The following is a 15,741-nucleotide window of genomic DNA, read 5'->3' on the forward strand; positions in this document are numbered from 1 at the left end:
CCTCAGCTCGCCATCGCGGTGACGTGGTGCAACTCCTCGTAGCGACGTCGGAACTCCTCCCGCCCGCGCTTGATCCGCATCTTCACCGCGGAGAGCCCGATCCCAAGCTCATCGGCGATCTCCTGATACGAAAGCTCGTCCATATCGCACATGACCAACGGGACCCTCAAGGTGTCGTTCATCTGATCCAGCACCCGGCGGATCGTGTGCCGCTCGGACTCCAGCTGCAGCGTACGCTCCGCCTGCGGTGCGACGTGCAACGCCTCGGATGCTCCGGTCGGGATGTCGTCCAGAGGCTCCAGCCGTTGGCGGCGGCGGCGTTTCATGAAGTTGAGGCAGTGGTTCACCTTGATCCTTTGCAGCCAGGTGCTGAACTGCGACCTCTGCTCGAAGCGCTGCAGTCCGAAGTAGGCCTTGACGAACACTTCCTGGGTCAGGTCCAGGGCATCGTCGGGCGAGCCGGTCAAATACCGGCAGTTTGCCGCGGTACGCTCCTGATAGCGGTGGACCAGCTCGTCGAAGGCGCCCAGGTCTCCCTGGCCACCTTCGCGGCTACGTTGCACCAACTGGTCGTCCGTCAGGGAGGAGAGGCCAGTCCGATCGTCCTGCATCGGGCGTGTAGTCCTCGGGGGGTGGGGTCCAGGGTCGGCATCCAAGGCGCCGATCGTGTCCATTGCGGTGGAGCAAACAACGCAGATGGGACCGGAGGCGCAAGGACCGAAGTGTGGTGGGGCGTGGCGGGCCTGCAGCGACCAGCCTAGGTTGCCCGCACGCTCCAACGCAGGGGAGTCGGGCACCGGCGGAATCGCCGGGCTCGGCTGGACACTGGCACCTCAGAAGGGAGGTTCAGGTGCTCAAGGAGTTCAAGGAGTTTGCCCTGAAGGGCAACATGTTCGACATGGCGGTCGGCATCATCATCGGTGCCGCGTTTTCGACCGTCGTGGGTTCGTTGGTGGCCGACGTCGTCAGCCCCGTCGTCGGGCTGGGGGTGGGAGGCCTCGACTTTTCCCAGTTGTTCCTGGTCCTCAAGGAGGGGACTCCCGCCGGACCGTATGCGACGATGGCCGCAGCGGCGGAGGCCGGGGCCGTCACCCTCAACTGGGGCAAGTTCATCAACGAGATCATCACGTTTCTGATGGTCGCCTTCGCGACGTTCATGCTCGTCAAGGGCTACAACGCCGCGAAGCGCAAGGAGGAGGCTGCGCCGCCCCCGCCGGCAGAGCCTCCTGCGGACGTCAAGCTGTTGACGGAGATCCGCGACCTGCTGGCCAAGCGCTGATCACAGGCTCGCGCTCCAGAAGGAAACGGGGTGGAGGATTGTTCCTCCACCCCGTTCGTGTTTCAGGGGCGCCCGCGTTCGTGCTCAGGGTCGCCCGCTGGCGTCCAGGCGCGTTCGTGGAGCAGGCGCGCCCGCCGGCTTCGGCCCGCCCCGTGCCGACCCCTGCGGTCCTAGGCGTCCTCCCGTGCTCGCTTCTCTGCGTTGGCCACCGCCACGCGCACCCGGATCAGTGTGTCCGGAGTCACGGACATCGAGGTGATCCCAGTCTCCACCAGGAAGGCCGGGATCTCGTCCGGGTAGTCCGACGGAGCCTGGCCGCAGATGCCGATCTCCAGGCCGCGCGCCTGGAAAGCCCCCACCGCGCTCCGGATCATGGACTTCACGGCCGGCGAGCGGGCGTCGACCGGGTGCCGGTAGTGCTCGAGGTCGTCGCGTGACACCGCGTACACGGTCTGGACCAGGTCGTTCGATCCCACCGAACCGCCGGCGAGCTGCATCTCGTCGATGAAGCGCTCCGCCTCGATGACGTTGGACGGGAGCTCGATCATCAGGAACAGGGGCACGCCGGCCCGATAGGAGAGGCCGCGTTCGTCCAGCAGCTGGACCACGGCCTTGCCCTCCTCGGGAGAGCGGCAGAAGGGCACCATCAGTTGCAGGTTGTCGAGCCCGATCTGTTGGCGGACGAAGCGGAGGGCGTCACACTCCATGTCGAATGCCGGAGTAAAGGCGGGATCCAGGTATCGTGACGCACCTCGCCAGGCGATCATGGGATTCTCTTCGACCGGCTCGAACAGGCGGCCCCCCAGGAGGTCGCGGTACTCGTTCGACTTGAGATCGGAGAGTCGGACCAGCACGGGACGTGGATAGAAGGCCGCGCAGATCAAGGCCACACCGTAGCGGACCTGGTCCACGAAGAACTCGCGCCGGTCGGCATAGCCCGGGGTACGCCGCTCGATGGCTCCCACCAGAGCGCGCAGCTCCTTCCTGCCTTCCCGTTCCAACCGTTCGCGGTAGGGCTCCAGCTCGGGCGCCAGGCTTCCCCCTCCCGCATAGTCGCGCAGCTCCTCGAAGTACAGCAGCGCCAGCGGGTGGATACCCACCTGTGCGGTCAGGATGAACTCGAGGCGTGCCAGACCCACGCCGTCGGAGGGCAGCATGGCATCGTGCAGCGCCTTGTCCGGAAAGCCCACGTTGAGCTTGACCTGGGTGTCGAGCTCTCCGATGTCGCCGATGTCCACTTCTTCGACCGTGAAGGGGTGACTTCCCTCGTACACATAGCCCGTCTCTCCCTCCGCGCAGGAGCCGGTCACCGTCATCAAGGGCTGCAGGAGCTTGGTGGCGTCCTCGCAGCCGACGATGGCAGGGATCCCGAACTCACGGGCCACGATGGCCGCGTGCGAGGTTCGCCCACCCTTTTCAGTGACGATGAGGGAGGCCTCCTTCATCAGAGGTTCCCAATCCGGCGTGGTCATCTCGGTGACCAGAACGTCCCCGGGATCGAACACATGTTGCTCGGGCGGGATCTCCGACAGCGCGCGACCGTCCTTGATCTGATTGCGGAGAGCACGCTTGCGGACGATGACCTCCTCGTAGCTCTTGTAGACGCGCACCTTGCCGGATGCGATCCGGGTGCCCACGGCGCTTCCGGTCGCCAGCACCTTGCCGTGGCTCTTGAGGGAGCGCACCAGCGCCGCATCCATCTTGTAGGTGCGCAGCCGGCTCCGCCCGTTCTCGCCGTGCACGGTCTCGGGTCGGGCCTGCACGATGAACAGCTCGCCCGTGTAGCCGTCCTTGGCCCATTCGATATCCATGGGCCGCCCATAGTGCTCCTCGATCAGCAGGGCCATGCGCCCCAGCTCCACGACCTCCTCGCGGCGGAGCGACCACTGACGCCGGCGGCTGGCCTCGACGTCGACGCTTTCGGTGGCCGTGCCCCCCTGCATCGAGTAGACCATCTTGCGGTCCTTGGCCCCCAGGGTGCGGTGCACGATGGGGAAACGGTTCTTGCGCAGCGCGTCCTTCCAAAGCAGCACGGTGTCCGGCGACACGCTGCCCTGCACGACCAGCTCTCCCAAGCCGTAGGTGGAGCTGACATGGATGATGTTCGGATTCCCCGAGTCGGGATCGATCGTGAACATCACGCCGGAAGAAGCCAGGTCCGAGCGGACCATCTTCATGATCACGACGGAGAGGGCGCCCTCGAGCGGGTCCATGCCTTTGGAGAGCTGGTAGCCCACGGCCCGCTCCGTGAAGGCGCTGGCGGCGCAGCCCTTCCAGGCGTCCAGCACCGGCTGCATGCCGCGGATGTTGAGGAACGATTCGTATTGGCCGGCGAAGGAGGCCATGGTCGAGTCTTCACGCGTGGCCGAAGAGCGCACGGCCACATCCACATCCGGGCCGTACTCGTCGATCAGCCGTTGGTAGCCGTCTCCGATGGCCTGGCGCACCTCTTCCGGTAGAGGCGTAGCCCGCACGAAGGCACGGGCCAACTCCGTGCGGCCGTGCATGGCCAGGTGATCGTCCGTCGGTGCATCGTGGAACAGCAAGCCGAGGGCCTCGCGCAGCGTACCCGCGCGCTGCGCTTCCAGGCGCGGGCGGCCTACATGCTCCACCTCGGGCACCGCGTCCCAGGTCCCTCGAGGCATGGGAGCGTCCAGGAAGCGGCGGTAGGCCGCCACCGTGGTTGCGAATCCGTTGGGTACCCGGAGCCCCTTCGCCACCAGCGCCGTGTACATCTCGCCGAGCGATGCGGCCTTTCCCCCCACCACTGCGGTGTCGTTCATCCCCACCTCCCGGAACCAGAGGGTGAGACGTTCGGCGTCGCGGCTTCGGGCCTTGGCTGAGACCGCCGCTGTCTCGGCGAGGCTGGAATCGGGGGAGGGGTGGGCGGCGGTCGTGGCGGTCGGGCCCGCGGCCGGCCGGTCCGAATCGGGGATCTGGCTCATGGGGCGCCCTTGGCACGGGGATGGTGCGGTCCTGCAACACGCTCGGGCGGTCGCTCCCCAGGATCAACCCTCAGGTGGGGGGGCAACGCCCGCGGCAGCGTTCGGGTGCAAGCCGCGTTCCGTCCGTAGCGCGCCTTTCGGGGCGGGGATCGGACAGGTGGGAGGGCAGCGGGCAGGGGCCCCGGGCGCCCAGTCGCTCGACCGCGTACGGAGCGGTGGCCCCGTCGAGCTCGGCTAGGCGGACCGCTGGAGGCTCACCCGGGCCCGAGCCGCCTCCACCACCGCCTCGGCCGTCACCCCGAATCGGCGGTAAAGCTCGTCTGCCGGTGCGGAGGCGCCGAAGTGGTCGATGCCGATGCTGGCGCCTTCCGGGCCGACCCAGCGCTCCCAGGCCAGCGTGGTCCCGGCCTCCACCGATACTCGTGCACGCACTGCGGAGGGCAGGACCGATTCCCGATAGTCGGCGCTTTGCTCCGCGAAGAGGCGCCAACTGGGCATGGAGACCACGCGGGTGGGGATCCCCTCCCGCTCGAGCTGGGCGCGGGCCTCGATCGCCAGACCGACCTCCGAGCCGCTGGCGATGACGAGTGCGTCCGGGGTGCCTCCGGAGGCCTCGACCAGGATGTACGCGCCCCGCCGAAGCCCTGCTGCCGCGCCCCCCTCGACTGCCCGATCCAGGATGGGAACGCTCTGCCGGGTCAGCGCCAGGAAGGTGGGACCCTTTCGCTCCACGGCGACCCGCCACGCTTCCAGCGTCTCCGGCCCGTCGCAGGGGCGCAGGTCCACCAGTTCCGGAATCGACCGCAGAGCCACGAGCTGTTCGATGGGTTGGTGCGTGGGACCGTCTTCGCCGAGCCCGATGGAGTCGTGCGAGAAGACGTAGACGACCGGAAGCTCCATGAGCGCGGCCAGGCGGATGGACGGCCGCATGTAGTCGGAGAAGATCAGGAACGTGCCCCCGAACGGCCTGAGGCCGCCATGCAGGGCCATGCCGTTCATGATGCCGCCCATAGCGTGCTCGCGGACGCCATAGTGGACGTTCCGTCCAGCGGGAGAAGCCGGCAGCAGCGGTTGCGTATCCTTGATGGTCGTCTTGTTGGAGCCGGCCAGGTCGGCGGAGCCGCCCACGAGATTGGGGATGCGGGCCGCAAGGCCCTGGATGATGCGACCCGAGTGGTTGCGGGTGGCGTCCGGCTTGGCCGAAGTGCCCAACCCTTCGAGCTCGGCGTCCCAGCCGGCGGGTAACTCACCAGCCATCAAGGATTCGAGCTCGGCGGCGAGCTCCGGATGCTCGGCGCGGTAGCGCTCGAAGCGAGCGCTCCAGTCCGCCTCGGCCGCGCGGCCGCGCTCCGCGGTCTTGCGCCATTCGGCACGGGCTCCTGGATCGACCCAGAACGGCTCGGTGCTGGGATACTCGAGGTTGGCCTTGGTGGCGGCGATCTCGGCCTCGCCCAACGGCGCGCCGTGCGTCTGCTCGGAGCCGGCCAGGTGGGGGCTGCCGAATCCGATCACCGTCTGGAGCGCGATCAGGGAAGGCCGACTGGTTTCGTTGGCGGCCGCGGTCAGCGCCGCGTCGATGGCCGCCAGATCGTTCCCGTCCTCGACCCGCTGCACGTGCCACCCGTATGCGGCGAAACGAGCCAGTTGATCGGTGCGACTGGCCAACGTGGTGGAGCCGTCGATGGTGATGCCGTTGTCGTCGAAGATCCAGATCAGCTTGCCCAGCTCCTGGTGACCCGCGATGGCGCCGGCTTCGTGGGAGATGCCCTCCATCAAGTCGCCGTCGGAGCAGAAGACCCAGGTGCGGTGGTCGATGATCGTGTGGCCCGGTCGGTTGAAGCGTGCGGCCAGCCACCGCTCCGCCAGAGCCATCCCCACCGAGTTCGAGACTCCCTGCCCCAAGGGACCGGTCGTGGTCTCGACGCCGGCGGTGTGCCGGTACTCGGGGTGGCCGGGGGTGAGCGATCCCCACTGCCGGAAGTGCTTCAGGTCCTCCAGGGACAGGCCGTATCCGGTCAGGTGAAGCAGCGAATACAGGAGCATGGAAGCGTGACCACAGGAGAGCACGAAACGATCGCGGTCGAGCCAGGCGGGGTTCCCTGGATTGTGCTTCAGGTGCCGCGTCCAGGTCAGGTAGCCCAGCGGTGCCAGGGCCATGGGCGTCCCCGGATGCCCGGAGTTGGCGCGTTGCACCGCATCCATCGAGAGGACGCGCACCGCGTCGATCATCAGTCGTTCGAGGTCGGGGGCGGGACGGGACGCGGGCTGCTGGCTCATTTCGGAGTCTGGACCGGTTCGGCGGAACGGGGGGGGCGACGCGCGCTAAGGTACGGGCGCGAGCCGGGTGGGGGGAGGGTTCGGTCTCCCATCGCCGTCCGAGCCCGGTCCGGTCGCGCAGTCCGGCGTTCCCCACGCACCGCGTACCGCTCCCAGGTGTTGCCGCGCGCGCCAGCGGGACCAGTTCCAGCCGCGCCACCCGTCGGTGGCGGCGTGGCCCCAGCGCTCCTGCAGGCGCGTCCTCACAACGCAGGCCTGGTCGGGAGGGAGCGACGGGAGGACAGACAGGAGCGCCGGGACGGCATCGGCGCTGAGCGACGCGGCGTAGTCGACGTCGAAGCCGGTGGGGTCTGACGAGATCGCGAGGCCCTGGACGCTGCCCGGGCCGCGTCGGGCGTTCGCACGCACGAGGACCGCATCGGGATTGGCAACCGTCACGGCGCCGAGCAATACGAGGGCGCTCCACGCGCACACGGGCAGGAACGCAGAGCGACGGCCTCGCGCGATCGTAAGACCCGTCCACACGAGCACGAGCGCCAGCCACGCCATGAACACCTGCGTGTAGAACCGCAGTTCCGTGAGACCGAAGAAGCTCTGGTACAATCGCATCCGCGCGAACGCCGAGACCAGCATCACGCCTGCGGAGGCGAGCAGCAGTGCAGAGAGCGTGTGCACCCGACTGCGGCGGTCCGGCGCCCTCGCCCCGGCCACCCAATCCGCGGCGACCAGCAGGGGCACGCACAGAGCCACGACCGCGACCAGCTGGAAGAATCCGCTCCGTGCGTACGCCGAGTAGGTGAGATCCAGCGTGTGGAGCACGTAGTCGGCGCCACCGAACAGCGCGCTCGCCTGTACTGCCAGGAAGGCGGCGAACAGCAGCTGGAGCAGCGACAGCGCCACCACGATCTCCGTGCCGCCCAGCCGGGGCGTCGCGGGCTCGGGCGGCGGCCCCTCCTGCCGGGACGACCAGAGCGCCATCAGGGTCCCGGCGGCCAGCCAACCGAACACGGTGATGATCCAGCCCCGGCGCAGCAGCGCATCGAGATCCCAGGTGAACAGCCCCTGGACGTAGTAGTTGAAGACGGGATCTCCGGAAGCGAGGAGAAGACCGAACACCGCCACCAGAGGAAGCCCGAGCAGGATCCCACGCAACACGGAGGCGCGTCGGGCGCGGACGGCTGGGGGGGTCCGACCGCTCGCCTCGCGACCTCCCTGCCACAGCACAGGAAGCATGGGGAACGCCCCGGCCGCACTCGCCCTCGTCAGGCGGCGGACTGCGCCCAGGAGCGCGGCCGAGCCGCTCGCCAAGGGTCGGCCGGTCCCGGCACCGGACACCGCCAGTGCCATGCCGCCGGCGATCAGGCCCAGATAGGCGAGGCGGAGGAAGTCTGAATCCCGCCACATCACGCCCAGCCCCGCGCCGACCACGAGAAGCAGCGGCCACAGAGGCGCCGGTGGGGCGGTGCCCGCGCGCGCCTCCAGGCGGGCGGCCAGCGCCCACGCCAGCAACCACAGCAGCACATTCAGGCCGGGCGCTTGCGAGCGGAGAAGGAGGTCGGCCAGCACGCCCAGCGCCAGCGCTGAGCGGGCCAGCCGCGCCGCCTCCCGGAACGAGGGACGGGATCGGGGGGACGGCCAGGGGTGGGTACCAGGGCCAGCGACGTTCGCCATGGGGACCTCGCAATGTAGAGTACTCTACAACACAAAGTATCGTCGTCGGGAGGTTCGTCAATCCCGGCGATTCCACTCCGCCCCCTCTGTACCTAGCTTCTCTGCGCTCCACGAGCGGGATGTCCCCGTCTCGGAGGCGGGCAGTCCGACTCCATGCGTCTCGTCTCCTTCGATCCCCTGCGCACACTGGGCCTACCGGGCGTGCGTGCGCTCAAGCCCGAAGCCTGGTTCCGCGAGCAGGAGATCGTGCGCGCGGCGGAATGGGTGTTGTTTCCTGCCTATTGGCAGGTGAACGCGCTCGCCTATGCGTGGAAGAAGCGCATCTTCCCCAACGTGGCCACCTACCATCTGGGGCACGACAAGGTGGAGATGACCCGCGCCTTCGAGGCGGCCTTTCCTCGGCACACCCCTCGTACATTGATCCTCCCCAACGAAGCCTGGGCACGGGAGCAGGTCCTGGACGAGCTGTCCTTTCCCTTCGTCGCCAAGGACCGCAGGAACAGCATGGGGCGGGGCGTCTGGCTCGTGGGCGGACGCGCCGATTGGCGTGCCTACCATGAGCATCGGGACGAGCTGTACGTGCAGGAGCACCTGCCCATCGACCGTGACCTGCGGGTGGTGTGGGTGGGCGATCAGGTGCTGACCGCGTATTGGCGGGTGGCTACCGAAGGTGCCTTCTACAACAACGTGGCCCAAGGTGGAGCGGTGGTGTTCGGCGGTGTGCCTGCTGAAGCGCTCTCCTTCGCGGAGCAGGTGGCCACCACACTGGGTCTCGACCACGCCGGATTCGACATCGCCTGGGTGGACGGGTACCCCTACCTGTTGGAGTTCAACGTCCGCTTCGGCACGCGGGCCCTGGAAGAGCAGGGCATCTCTCCGGTGCCGGCCATGCTCTCCTGGCTGGAGCGCCGTAGCGACTCCCCCATCGAACCGGACCGACCCCTCTGGCCCCGGGCGGGCTGACCGCACCGCGGCGGCCCCTGGCCCCCGCCTATGCCGCGGCTTCCAACCCCCGCGGTGTGAGGTAGCGCTCGAGCCGGCCCAACAGCGCATCCGCAAGCAGGGCCAGCACGGCGGCCGGGAGTGCGCCCGCCAGGATCAGCCGGGTGTCGTTGAGATAGAGGCCGGTGACGATGGGCTCACCGAGGCCGCCTGCACCGATGAACGCCGCCAGCGTCGCGACTCCGATGCTGATCACGGTCGCGGTGCGGATGCCCGCCAGGATGGTGCGGGTGGCGATGGGCAGTCGGATCCGGAGCAGGATCTGCCGCTCCGTGAGTCCCAGGCCGCGCGCCGCGTCGACCAGCACGGGGTTCACGTCCCGAATTCCGGTGAAGGTGTTCCGCAGGATGGGGAGCACCGAATACAGGAACAGCGCCACGATCGCCGAGCGAGCCGAGAGGCCCAGGCCTGGCACCGCGATCATGAAGGCGAGCAGCGCCAGGCTCGGGACGGTCTGGACGGCCCCGGCCGCGCCGAGGCTGAGACGCTGGCTGAGCGGGTGGCGGGTGATCCAGATCCCCAGCGGCACCGCCAGGAGGGTCGCCAGCAGAACGGAGATCAGCGTGAGCTGAAGGTGCTCGAGGCTCAGGCGTCCAGTCTCCCGCCAGCGGGAGAAGAAGAACTGCAGGAAGCTCCCCTCAGAGCGTGACTGTCGGGCTTCCTCGGAGGCGGCCGTCGCATCGAGAAGGCCCTCCTCTTCGAGGAACTCCCGCGCGACGTCGGCAGCGTCCGCACCCTCCGCTTCGACGGCGTCGTTCAACGCCATGATGCGGTCGTTGGGGAGCCTGAATGCCAGCAGATCCAGCACGCCCCGAATCTCGGGATGTCGCTCGAGGGTAGCCGCGCGAATCAGCGGCGCCGCGTTGTACGGCGGAAAAAAGCCGCGATCGTCCTCCAGCACTCGGAGATCGTATCGCAGGAGCTTCCCGTCGGTGCTGTACGCGTCGATCAGGTCGACCGCTCCAGTTCGGATCGCCTCATAGGCGAGGCCATGCTCCAGGGAGCGGGCACTGCTCAACTCGAGACCGTAGAACGGGGCCAGACCCAGCCACCCATCCTGACGGCTCATGAACTCGATGCTGAACCCCGCTGCGACTCGGTCACCGACACGCGCCAGATCCGAGATGCGCTGTACCCCGAGCTCGTCGGCACGCGCAGGAGACATGGCCAGGGCGTAGGTGTTGTTCAGCCCGAAAGGGGACAACCAGGTGAGTTGGTAGCGGTCGGCGAAGGCCTCTTGGACCTCGAGGAAAGTGCGGAGGCGGTCGGAGATCCGCTCCTGGCGCTCGAGGATGATCGACCATCCGGTCCCGGTGTACTCGGGATAGAGATCCACTTCTCCACTGCGCAGCGCCTGGAAGCACACGAGCGTGCCACCGAGGCCGCTGCGGTGCACGACCTGCAGGTCCGTGCGGGCCCGCAGCAGCTGCGCCATGATCTCCGCGAGCACCGCCGATTCCGTGAAGTTCTTGCTCGCGATCGTAATCGTGGATTCCTGGCCCTGCAGATCCACCGCGCGAAGCGGAGTGAGGGCCAGCGCCAGCAGCGCCGTCAGGGCGGCCCTACGCGGTGACACCCGCTTCCTCCAGGTGACGCACGAGGAAGCGGTGCACCTCGCGCGTGGCGGGGGAGTGCCGGAAATCATCGATGGTACCGGTTTGCAGCAGCTGACCTCGCGCCATGAGCGCGACGCGATCGCCCAGGAAGAACGCCTCGTTCAGGTCGTGGGTGACGATCACGAACGTCTTTTGCACGGTGTGCTTGAGCGCATGGAACTCCTCCTGCAGCTCCCGTCGCGTGAGGGGGTCCAGCGCACCGAACGGCTCGTCCATCAGCAGGATGTCCGGATCGAGGGCCAGGGCGCGGGCAACGCCTACCCGCTGGCGTTGACCGCCGGACAGTTCGGACGGAAACCGGTGCCCGAAGTCGCGCGGCGAGAGTCGAACCAACTCGAGCAGCTCGTCCACCCGTGCACGGACCCGTGCCCGTTCCCATCCCTCCAGTCGCGGAAGCAGACCGATATTGGCCCGCACCGTCAGGTGCGGGAAAAGGGCCCCGCTCTGGACCACGTAGCCCATGCGTCGCCGCAGGGCGATGGGATCCACGGTGGCCGTGTCCTTCCCTTCGACGAGAACCCGGCCCGCGGTTGGCTCGAGCAGGCGGTTGATCAAGCGTAGGGTGGTGGTCTTGCCGCAGCCGCTTTCTCCGATCAGGCAGAGGCTTTCCCCGGCAGCGACGTCGAGAGAGACATTGTCGACGGCGGTCGTCTCACGCCCATCCTGCGTGAAGGAGCGGGAGAGCCCGTCCAACCGGATCACGCGGGTGCGTGCTCCGGCACGATCTCGTTCAGCGAGAACCAGCCCCTCCGGTCGAGCCACTGCTTCCGGAGCCGCATGCCGGCCACCGCGGCCAGCCGCCGCAGCGCCGCCGGCGTGAACTTCCTGGAAATCCCCACCTGGATGGGGTGCCCGGGCTCCAGCCGCACCTCCTCGCCGAGCGCCCGAATCCAGCTGCTCTGCGCCGACCGTGGTGCCACTCGCAGGTTCATGCGGCGCGTGCCGATCCCCTCGTACTCCGCTTCCTCGACGTACGTGGAGGCCAAGTCGAATGCGCGGGGATCGAAGTCGGCTCCCAGGTGACGGTTCACCCGCCGGATCATGTGGACGAAGAACTTCCGGCAGGCCTCGTTCTGGTTGTAGGCGGCGTCCAGCACGCTCGAGTCCTTGTCCAGGTCGACGCCCACGATCAGGCGATCCTCGTGCCCCATCCGATCCCGGATACTACGCAAGAACGCCACGGTCTCCTCCAGCGACTCCAGGTTTCCGAGCGAGGATCCCAGGAAGAACAAGAGCTTCTTGGGGCTCTTGGGAATCGCGGAGAGCACGTCCTCGAACATACCCTGCCGCGGTTCGACGCGGACCCGGGCCCCGTACCGCCGCCCGATCTCCGCCCGAGTCGCAGCCAGTGCGCCGTGCGAGACGTCGATCGGCATGTACCGCACCGGCGCCGCCGAGGCCTCTGCGCATACCGCCAAGACATGGGAGATCTTGCGGGCCGAGCCACATCCCAGCTCGATGAGGAGGGATTCGTCCTCCCAGATCTCTTTGGCGTGATCGCGTAGGATCTCTTCCTCGCAGTCCGTCAGATAGTACTCGTCCGAGCGAGTGTAGCGCTCATACAGGCGGGACGCCGTCGAATCCCAGATCCATGCGTGGTCGAAGTGGACCACGTCCGAGTCGGGGTCGAACGCTTCGCGAGCCGCGTCTTCGAAGGCATCCCCTGGTGGAGGAAGCACCGCACCCGTGACGCGATAGCACCAGACGGAGAAGGTGGCGTCGGGGTCCTTGCCGGGCAGGTAGGGGGCAGGCTCGGTCCGTTCCACCAGCGTCCAGGCCCCGAGCTCCTCGAGCTGGTGCATGTGGGTGCGGAAGCCCATCGCGTCCTCTTCGTAGAAGTCGGAGCGCATCGTGAAGGTGATGAGACCGCCGCGGCGAACCAGGCGCAACACCTCGTCCAGCGCCGCCGCCGGTGCCTGCCCATAGGAGAACACACCCACCAGGACGGCGGCGTCGAACGCCCCCGCTCGGTATTTGTCCACCGGTAGACTCAGATCGGCCACACCGAGCTCGGAGTAGACGCCCTTTGCGCGCGCGACCTCCAACATCTCGCTGGACAGATCCAAGGCGTGGATCTCCTGGAAGCCCACCTCCCGGAGGGCCTCGCCGCCGGCGCCGGTTCCTGCGCCGGCATCGAGCACGCGCGCGACATCAGGCCGGGTCAGGTGGCGCGCGAGGACATCGGCGGTCCTGTGATGGCCGAAGAAGCCTATCGCTTCGTGGTCCTCGTCGTACGTCGTGGCCCACTTCGCGTAGAGGCGCTTGAGGTCGTCTTTGGTCCGGGCTTGGTAGGCCATCGACCAGATCTGGTCGACGCGCGCTGCGACTGCAGGAGAGAGGTCGGTGGTGGAGATCGGAGTGGTGTCGGCTGGTCGGTTCATGACTCCCTTTGATCGACACGGGCCACCGCATTGTCGGCAGCGCCACGGCTCGATTGCCTTCGAGGATGCGCACTCGGCAGACTTCAATGTCTACCGCAAGTGTCCGGCATTGTCCACTCGCAGCATAGAAGCCTCGCCTCGTTCCGTGTTTCCGCTCCAGCGCCATATGGCCCGGGTGGGCCGAATTCTCGACGGCGCATCCTGGTGTCGGATCAGCGCCGCCCTGGGCGCATCACGACACGGGCCGCCGGCCGAACTCGAACTCCTTGGGTGGTTCTGCTCCCAGCAGGTGCTTCACGAAGTAGTCCCAGCGCCGTCGCATCATGTACGGCTCCATGGCGAACCCATGACGACGGTTCGTCATCATGATGAGATCGAAGTCCTTGTTGGCCGCGATCAGGGCGTCTGCGACCACCAGGGTGTTGGACGGGGGCACGTTGTCGTCCATGGTGCCGTGGGCAAGCAGCAGCTTGCCCTTGAGGTTCCCGGCCAGCAGCTGGTTGGCCTGGTTGTCATAGGACGTGGTGCTGTCGGAGAGGGTCTTCAGCAGGCCCTGCCACTTCTCACCCCAATCGTCTTCGTAGTTGCGATTGTCGTGATTGCCCGCCTGCGAGACCGCCACCTTGTAGAAGTCGGGAAAGCGCAGAATGCCCGCCGTGGACGCGAAGCCACCCCCGCTGTGGCCCCAGATGCCCACGCGGTCGAGGTCCATCCAGGGCCGATCGGTAGCGAGCTGGCGGATGCCGGCGACCTGATCGGGCAGACCGTTGTCACCCATGTTGCCGTAGTAGGCGGTGTGGAACGACTTGGACCGCATGGGCGTGCCCATGGCATCGAGCTCGACCACGATGAAGCCCAGCTCGGCCAATGCCTGATGATCACGACGCGCCGAGTTGAAGGTCCGACTCCCGACCGAGCCCGTCTGCGGGCCCGGGTAGATGTAGTTGACGACCGGGTACTTCTTGGCCGGATCCAGGGTGCTGGGCGTGTACATGAGCCCGTACAGATCGGTGACGCCGTCGCGCGCCTTTACCGTGAACGGGATGGGGGGCTTCCAGCCCGCCGCCAGGAGGGCCGCGCTGGACGGTCGCTCCAGCACCATCCGTTCGCGCCCGCGTGCGTCCCGGAGCACCACCCGCCCAGGATCGACCGGGGTCGAGCCGGAATCCACGAACCAGCGACCCGTGGGTGAGGTGGCGATGTCGTGGTGCAGGCTGTCCGGCGACAAGAGCGAGACCCGTCCGTCGTCCAACCCGACGCGGTAGAAGTACTCGAAATAGGGGTCACCCGGCTCACGACCCGCCCCGGTGAAATACACCTGACGTTGATCATGGTCGATGTGTCTGACCTGGAGCACGTTCCAGTCACCGGAGGTCACCTGTCGCTTCAAGCGGCCGCTGGCCAGGTCGTACAAGTAGAGGTGGCCCCAATCGTCCCGCTGCGAATACCAGAGCACTTCGTTGGACTCCGGGAGGACATGCCAGTTGACCATGTCGTTGCCGGATTCGAAGAACGTCTCCACCCGCTCCATCAGGACCTCGCGGACCGCACCCGTCTCCGGGTCGGCCATGCGAAGGCGGGCTTCCTTGTGGTCCCGGGTGCTGGAGACGAACGCCAGTTCTTCGCTGTCGGGCGTCCACTCCACGTCGGAGAACTCGCCGCCACAGGAGATATGGTCACAGATGGTGGAGCGATGCACGTCAGGGGGGATCTGCAAACGGACTACGCGGCCGTCATCGACATGCAGCACCACCCGCTGGATGCGGAAGACCACCGAATCCTCAGGGAGCGGGTACTTCCAACGGTCGAGCTCGGGGTGCCCCACGCCCGTGCTGACGAGATACATCTCGCCCACACCGCGGGCGTCGTGTTGAAACGTGGCGATCTTCTTGGAGTCGGGCGACCAGGCCAGGACAGGTCGGTCCGAGCGCACCCAGCCCGCGTTGTTGGTGGCGTAGCCGAAGTCTTCGACACCATCGCTGGTCAGTGCGCGCTCACTGCCGTCGCTCAACTCGCGGACCCACAGGTTGTGGTCGCGGATGAATGCAGCGCGCCGTCCGTCGGGGGAGACGATGGAGTTGGGCGGCACGCTGGTGCGATCCTCCCGACAGGGTCCCTCGGTGGGGCAGAACCAGAGCTGACGCTGCAGGGAGAAGCGAATGCCGCCTTCGGCGTACTCGAAGCTCCCGAAGGGGAGGTTGTAGGGATCGATCTGGAAGCGAGTGGCCGCCGACAGCGCACGGGCCAGGGCTTCCTGATCGAACGCGGGTGTCTTCCGGCGCCGTTCGGCATCCACCCGCAGGAACTCCCACCCCCGCTCCGTGCGTCCGCGGTACCAGAAGCTGTTGTCGCTGATCCACGTGGGTCGGATGGAGCCCGAGACCATGGCGGCGCCGAGGCTCGAGCCCAGCAAACTCTCGGCGTGACGGTAGTCGTCGGCGGTGAGCGAGTCAGGTGCGTAGGCCGCCGGGGCCGGGGTCTGGGCCGACAGGTCGCTCACGCCCAGGCAGGTGGAGAGGGCGACGACCGGTAGCAGGCGCGTGCACTGGAGCTCGAGCGAACTGAACATA

At 67.5% G+C, this 15,741-nt stretch carries 10 protein-coding genes; 2 read left to right on the forward strand and 8 right to left on the reverse strand.

All coding sequences use genetic code 11. The features are described 5' to 3' along the window. Positions 1-2: 2 nt before the first annotated feature. Positions 3-611 (reverse strand): RNA polymerase sigma factor, encoded by a 609-nt coding sequence (locus tag R3E10_10795; protein MEZ4416221.1) that lies wholly within the window; start codon positions 609-611, stop codon positions 3-5. A 239-nt stretch (positions 612-850) separates the two neighbouring features. On the opposite strand from R3E10_10795, the gene mscL reads away from it, so the two are divergent. After that, positions 851-1,279, forward strand: a complete 429-nt coding sequence (gene mscL / locus R3E10_10800) for a large conductance mechanosensitive channel protein MscL (GenBank protein ID MEZ4416222.1) — start codon at positions 851-853, stop codon at positions 1,277-1,279. Between the two features lie 170 nt (positions 1,280-1,449). Here the strand turns inward: mscL and ppsA are convergent, their stop codons facing one another. The 3 genes from ppsA to R3E10_10815 all read right to left on the reverse strand — a co-directional run bounded on the left by ppsA (position 1,450) and on the right by R3E10_10815 (position 8,172). Then, on the reverse strand, positions 1,450-4,062 hold the full coding sequence (gene ppsA / locus R3E10_10805; GenBank protein MEZ4416223.1) for a phosphoenolpyruvate synthase: 2,613 nt from the start codon (positions 4,060-4,062) through the stop codon (positions 1,450-1,452). A 396-nt stretch (positions 4,063-4,458) separates the two neighbouring features. After that, entirely contained in the window at positions 4,459-6,501 is a 2,043-nt protein-coding gene (tkt, locus tag R3E10_10810) for a transketolase (protein ID MEZ4416224.1), read from the reverse strand. Between the two features lie 45 nt (positions 6,502-6,546). Then, positions 6,547-8,172 carry a DUF4173 domain-containing protein gene (locus tag R3E10_10815; GenBank protein ID MEZ4416225.1) on the reverse strand — a complete coding sequence of 542 codons (1,626 nt, stop codon included), beginning with the start codon at positions 8,170-8,172 and terminating at the stop codon, positions 6,547-6,549. A 153-nt stretch (positions 8,173-8,325) separates the two neighbouring features. On the opposite strand from R3E10_10815, the gene R3E10_10820 reads away from it, so the two are divergent. Further along, complete coding sequence (locus R3E10_10820) at positions 8,326-9,135, forward strand: hypothetical protein (GenBank protein MEZ4416226.1); 810 nt, start codon at positions 8,326-8,328, stop codon at positions 9,133-9,135. Positions 9,136-9,163: 28 nt separating this feature from the next. Here the strand turns inward: R3E10_10820 and R3E10_10825 are convergent, their stop codons facing one another. The 4 genes from R3E10_10825 to R3E10_10840 all read right to left on the reverse strand — a co-directional run bounded on the left by R3E10_10825 (position 9,164) and on the right by R3E10_10840 (position 15,740). Continuing rightward, the gene (locus tag R3E10_10825; protein MEZ4416227.1) at positions 9,164-10,750 is read right to left on the reverse strand and encodes a glycine betaine ABC transporter substrate-binding protein; all 1,587 of its coding nucleotides are present in this window, start codon (positions 10,748-10,750) and stop codon (positions 9,164-9,166) included. Then, positions 10,737-11,492, reverse strand: a complete 756-nt coding sequence (locus R3E10_10830; protein ID MEZ4416228.1) for an ATP-binding cassette domain-containing protein — start codon at positions 11,490-11,492, stop codon at positions 10,737-10,739. The genes R3E10_10825 and R3E10_10830 overlap by 14 nt, the downstream gene beginning before the upstream one ends. After that, positions 11,489-13,171 (reverse strand): L-histidine N(alpha)-methyltransferase, encoded by a 1,683-nt coding sequence (locus R3E10_10835; GenBank protein MEZ4416229.1) that lies wholly within the window; start codon positions 13,169-13,171, stop codon positions 11,489-11,491. Before R3E10_10835 ends, R3E10_10830 begins: the two co-directional genes overlap by 4 nt. 232 nt (positions 13,172-13,403) lie before the next feature. Continuing rightward, positions 13,404-15,740 carry a DPP IV N-terminal domain-containing protein gene (locus tag R3E10_10840; GenBank protein ID MEZ4416230.1) on the reverse strand — a complete coding sequence of 779 codons (2,337 nt, stop codon included), beginning with the start codon at positions 15,738-15,740 and terminating at the stop codon, positions 13,404-13,406. Position 15,741 lies beyond the last annotated feature (1 nt).

Source organism: Gemmatimonadota bacterium (assembly GCA_041390105.1).
Lineage (GTDB): Bacteria > Gemmatimonadota > Gemmatimonadetes > Longimicrobiales > Gaopeijiaceae > JAGQIF01.

What these genes read in the sequence shown, in the direction of transcription:
- R3E10_10820 (MEZ4416226.1), top strand. Translation starts at nt 8,326, where the DNA reads ATGCGTCTCGTCTCCTTCGATCCCCTGCGCACACTGGGCCTACCGGGC.
- R3E10_10815 (MEZ4416225.1), bottom strand. Translation starts at nt 8,172, where the DNA reads ATGGCGAACGTCGCTGGCCCTGGTACCCACCCCTGGCCGTCCCCCCGA.
- R3E10_10795 (MEZ4416221.1), bottom strand. Translation starts at nt 611, where the DNA reads ATGCAGGACGATCGGACTGGCCTCTCCTCCCTGACGGACGACCAGTTG.
- tkt (MEZ4416224.1), bottom strand. Translation starts at nt 6,501, where the DNA reads ATGAGCCAGCAGCCCGCGTCCCGTCCCGCCCCCGACCTCGAACGACTG.
- R3E10_10835 (MEZ4416229.1), bottom strand. Translation starts at nt 13,171, where the DNA reads ATGAACCGACCAGCCGACACCACTCCGATCTCCACCACCGACCTCTCT.
- R3E10_10840 (MEZ4416230.1), bottom strand. Translation starts at nt 15,740, where the DNA reads ATGTTCAGTTCGCTCGAGCTCCAGTGCACGCGCCTGCTACCGGTCGTC.
- ppsA (MEZ4416223.1), bottom strand. Translation starts at nt 4,062, where the DNA reads ATGAACGACACCGCAGTGGTGGGGGGAAAGGCCGCATCGCTCGGCGAG.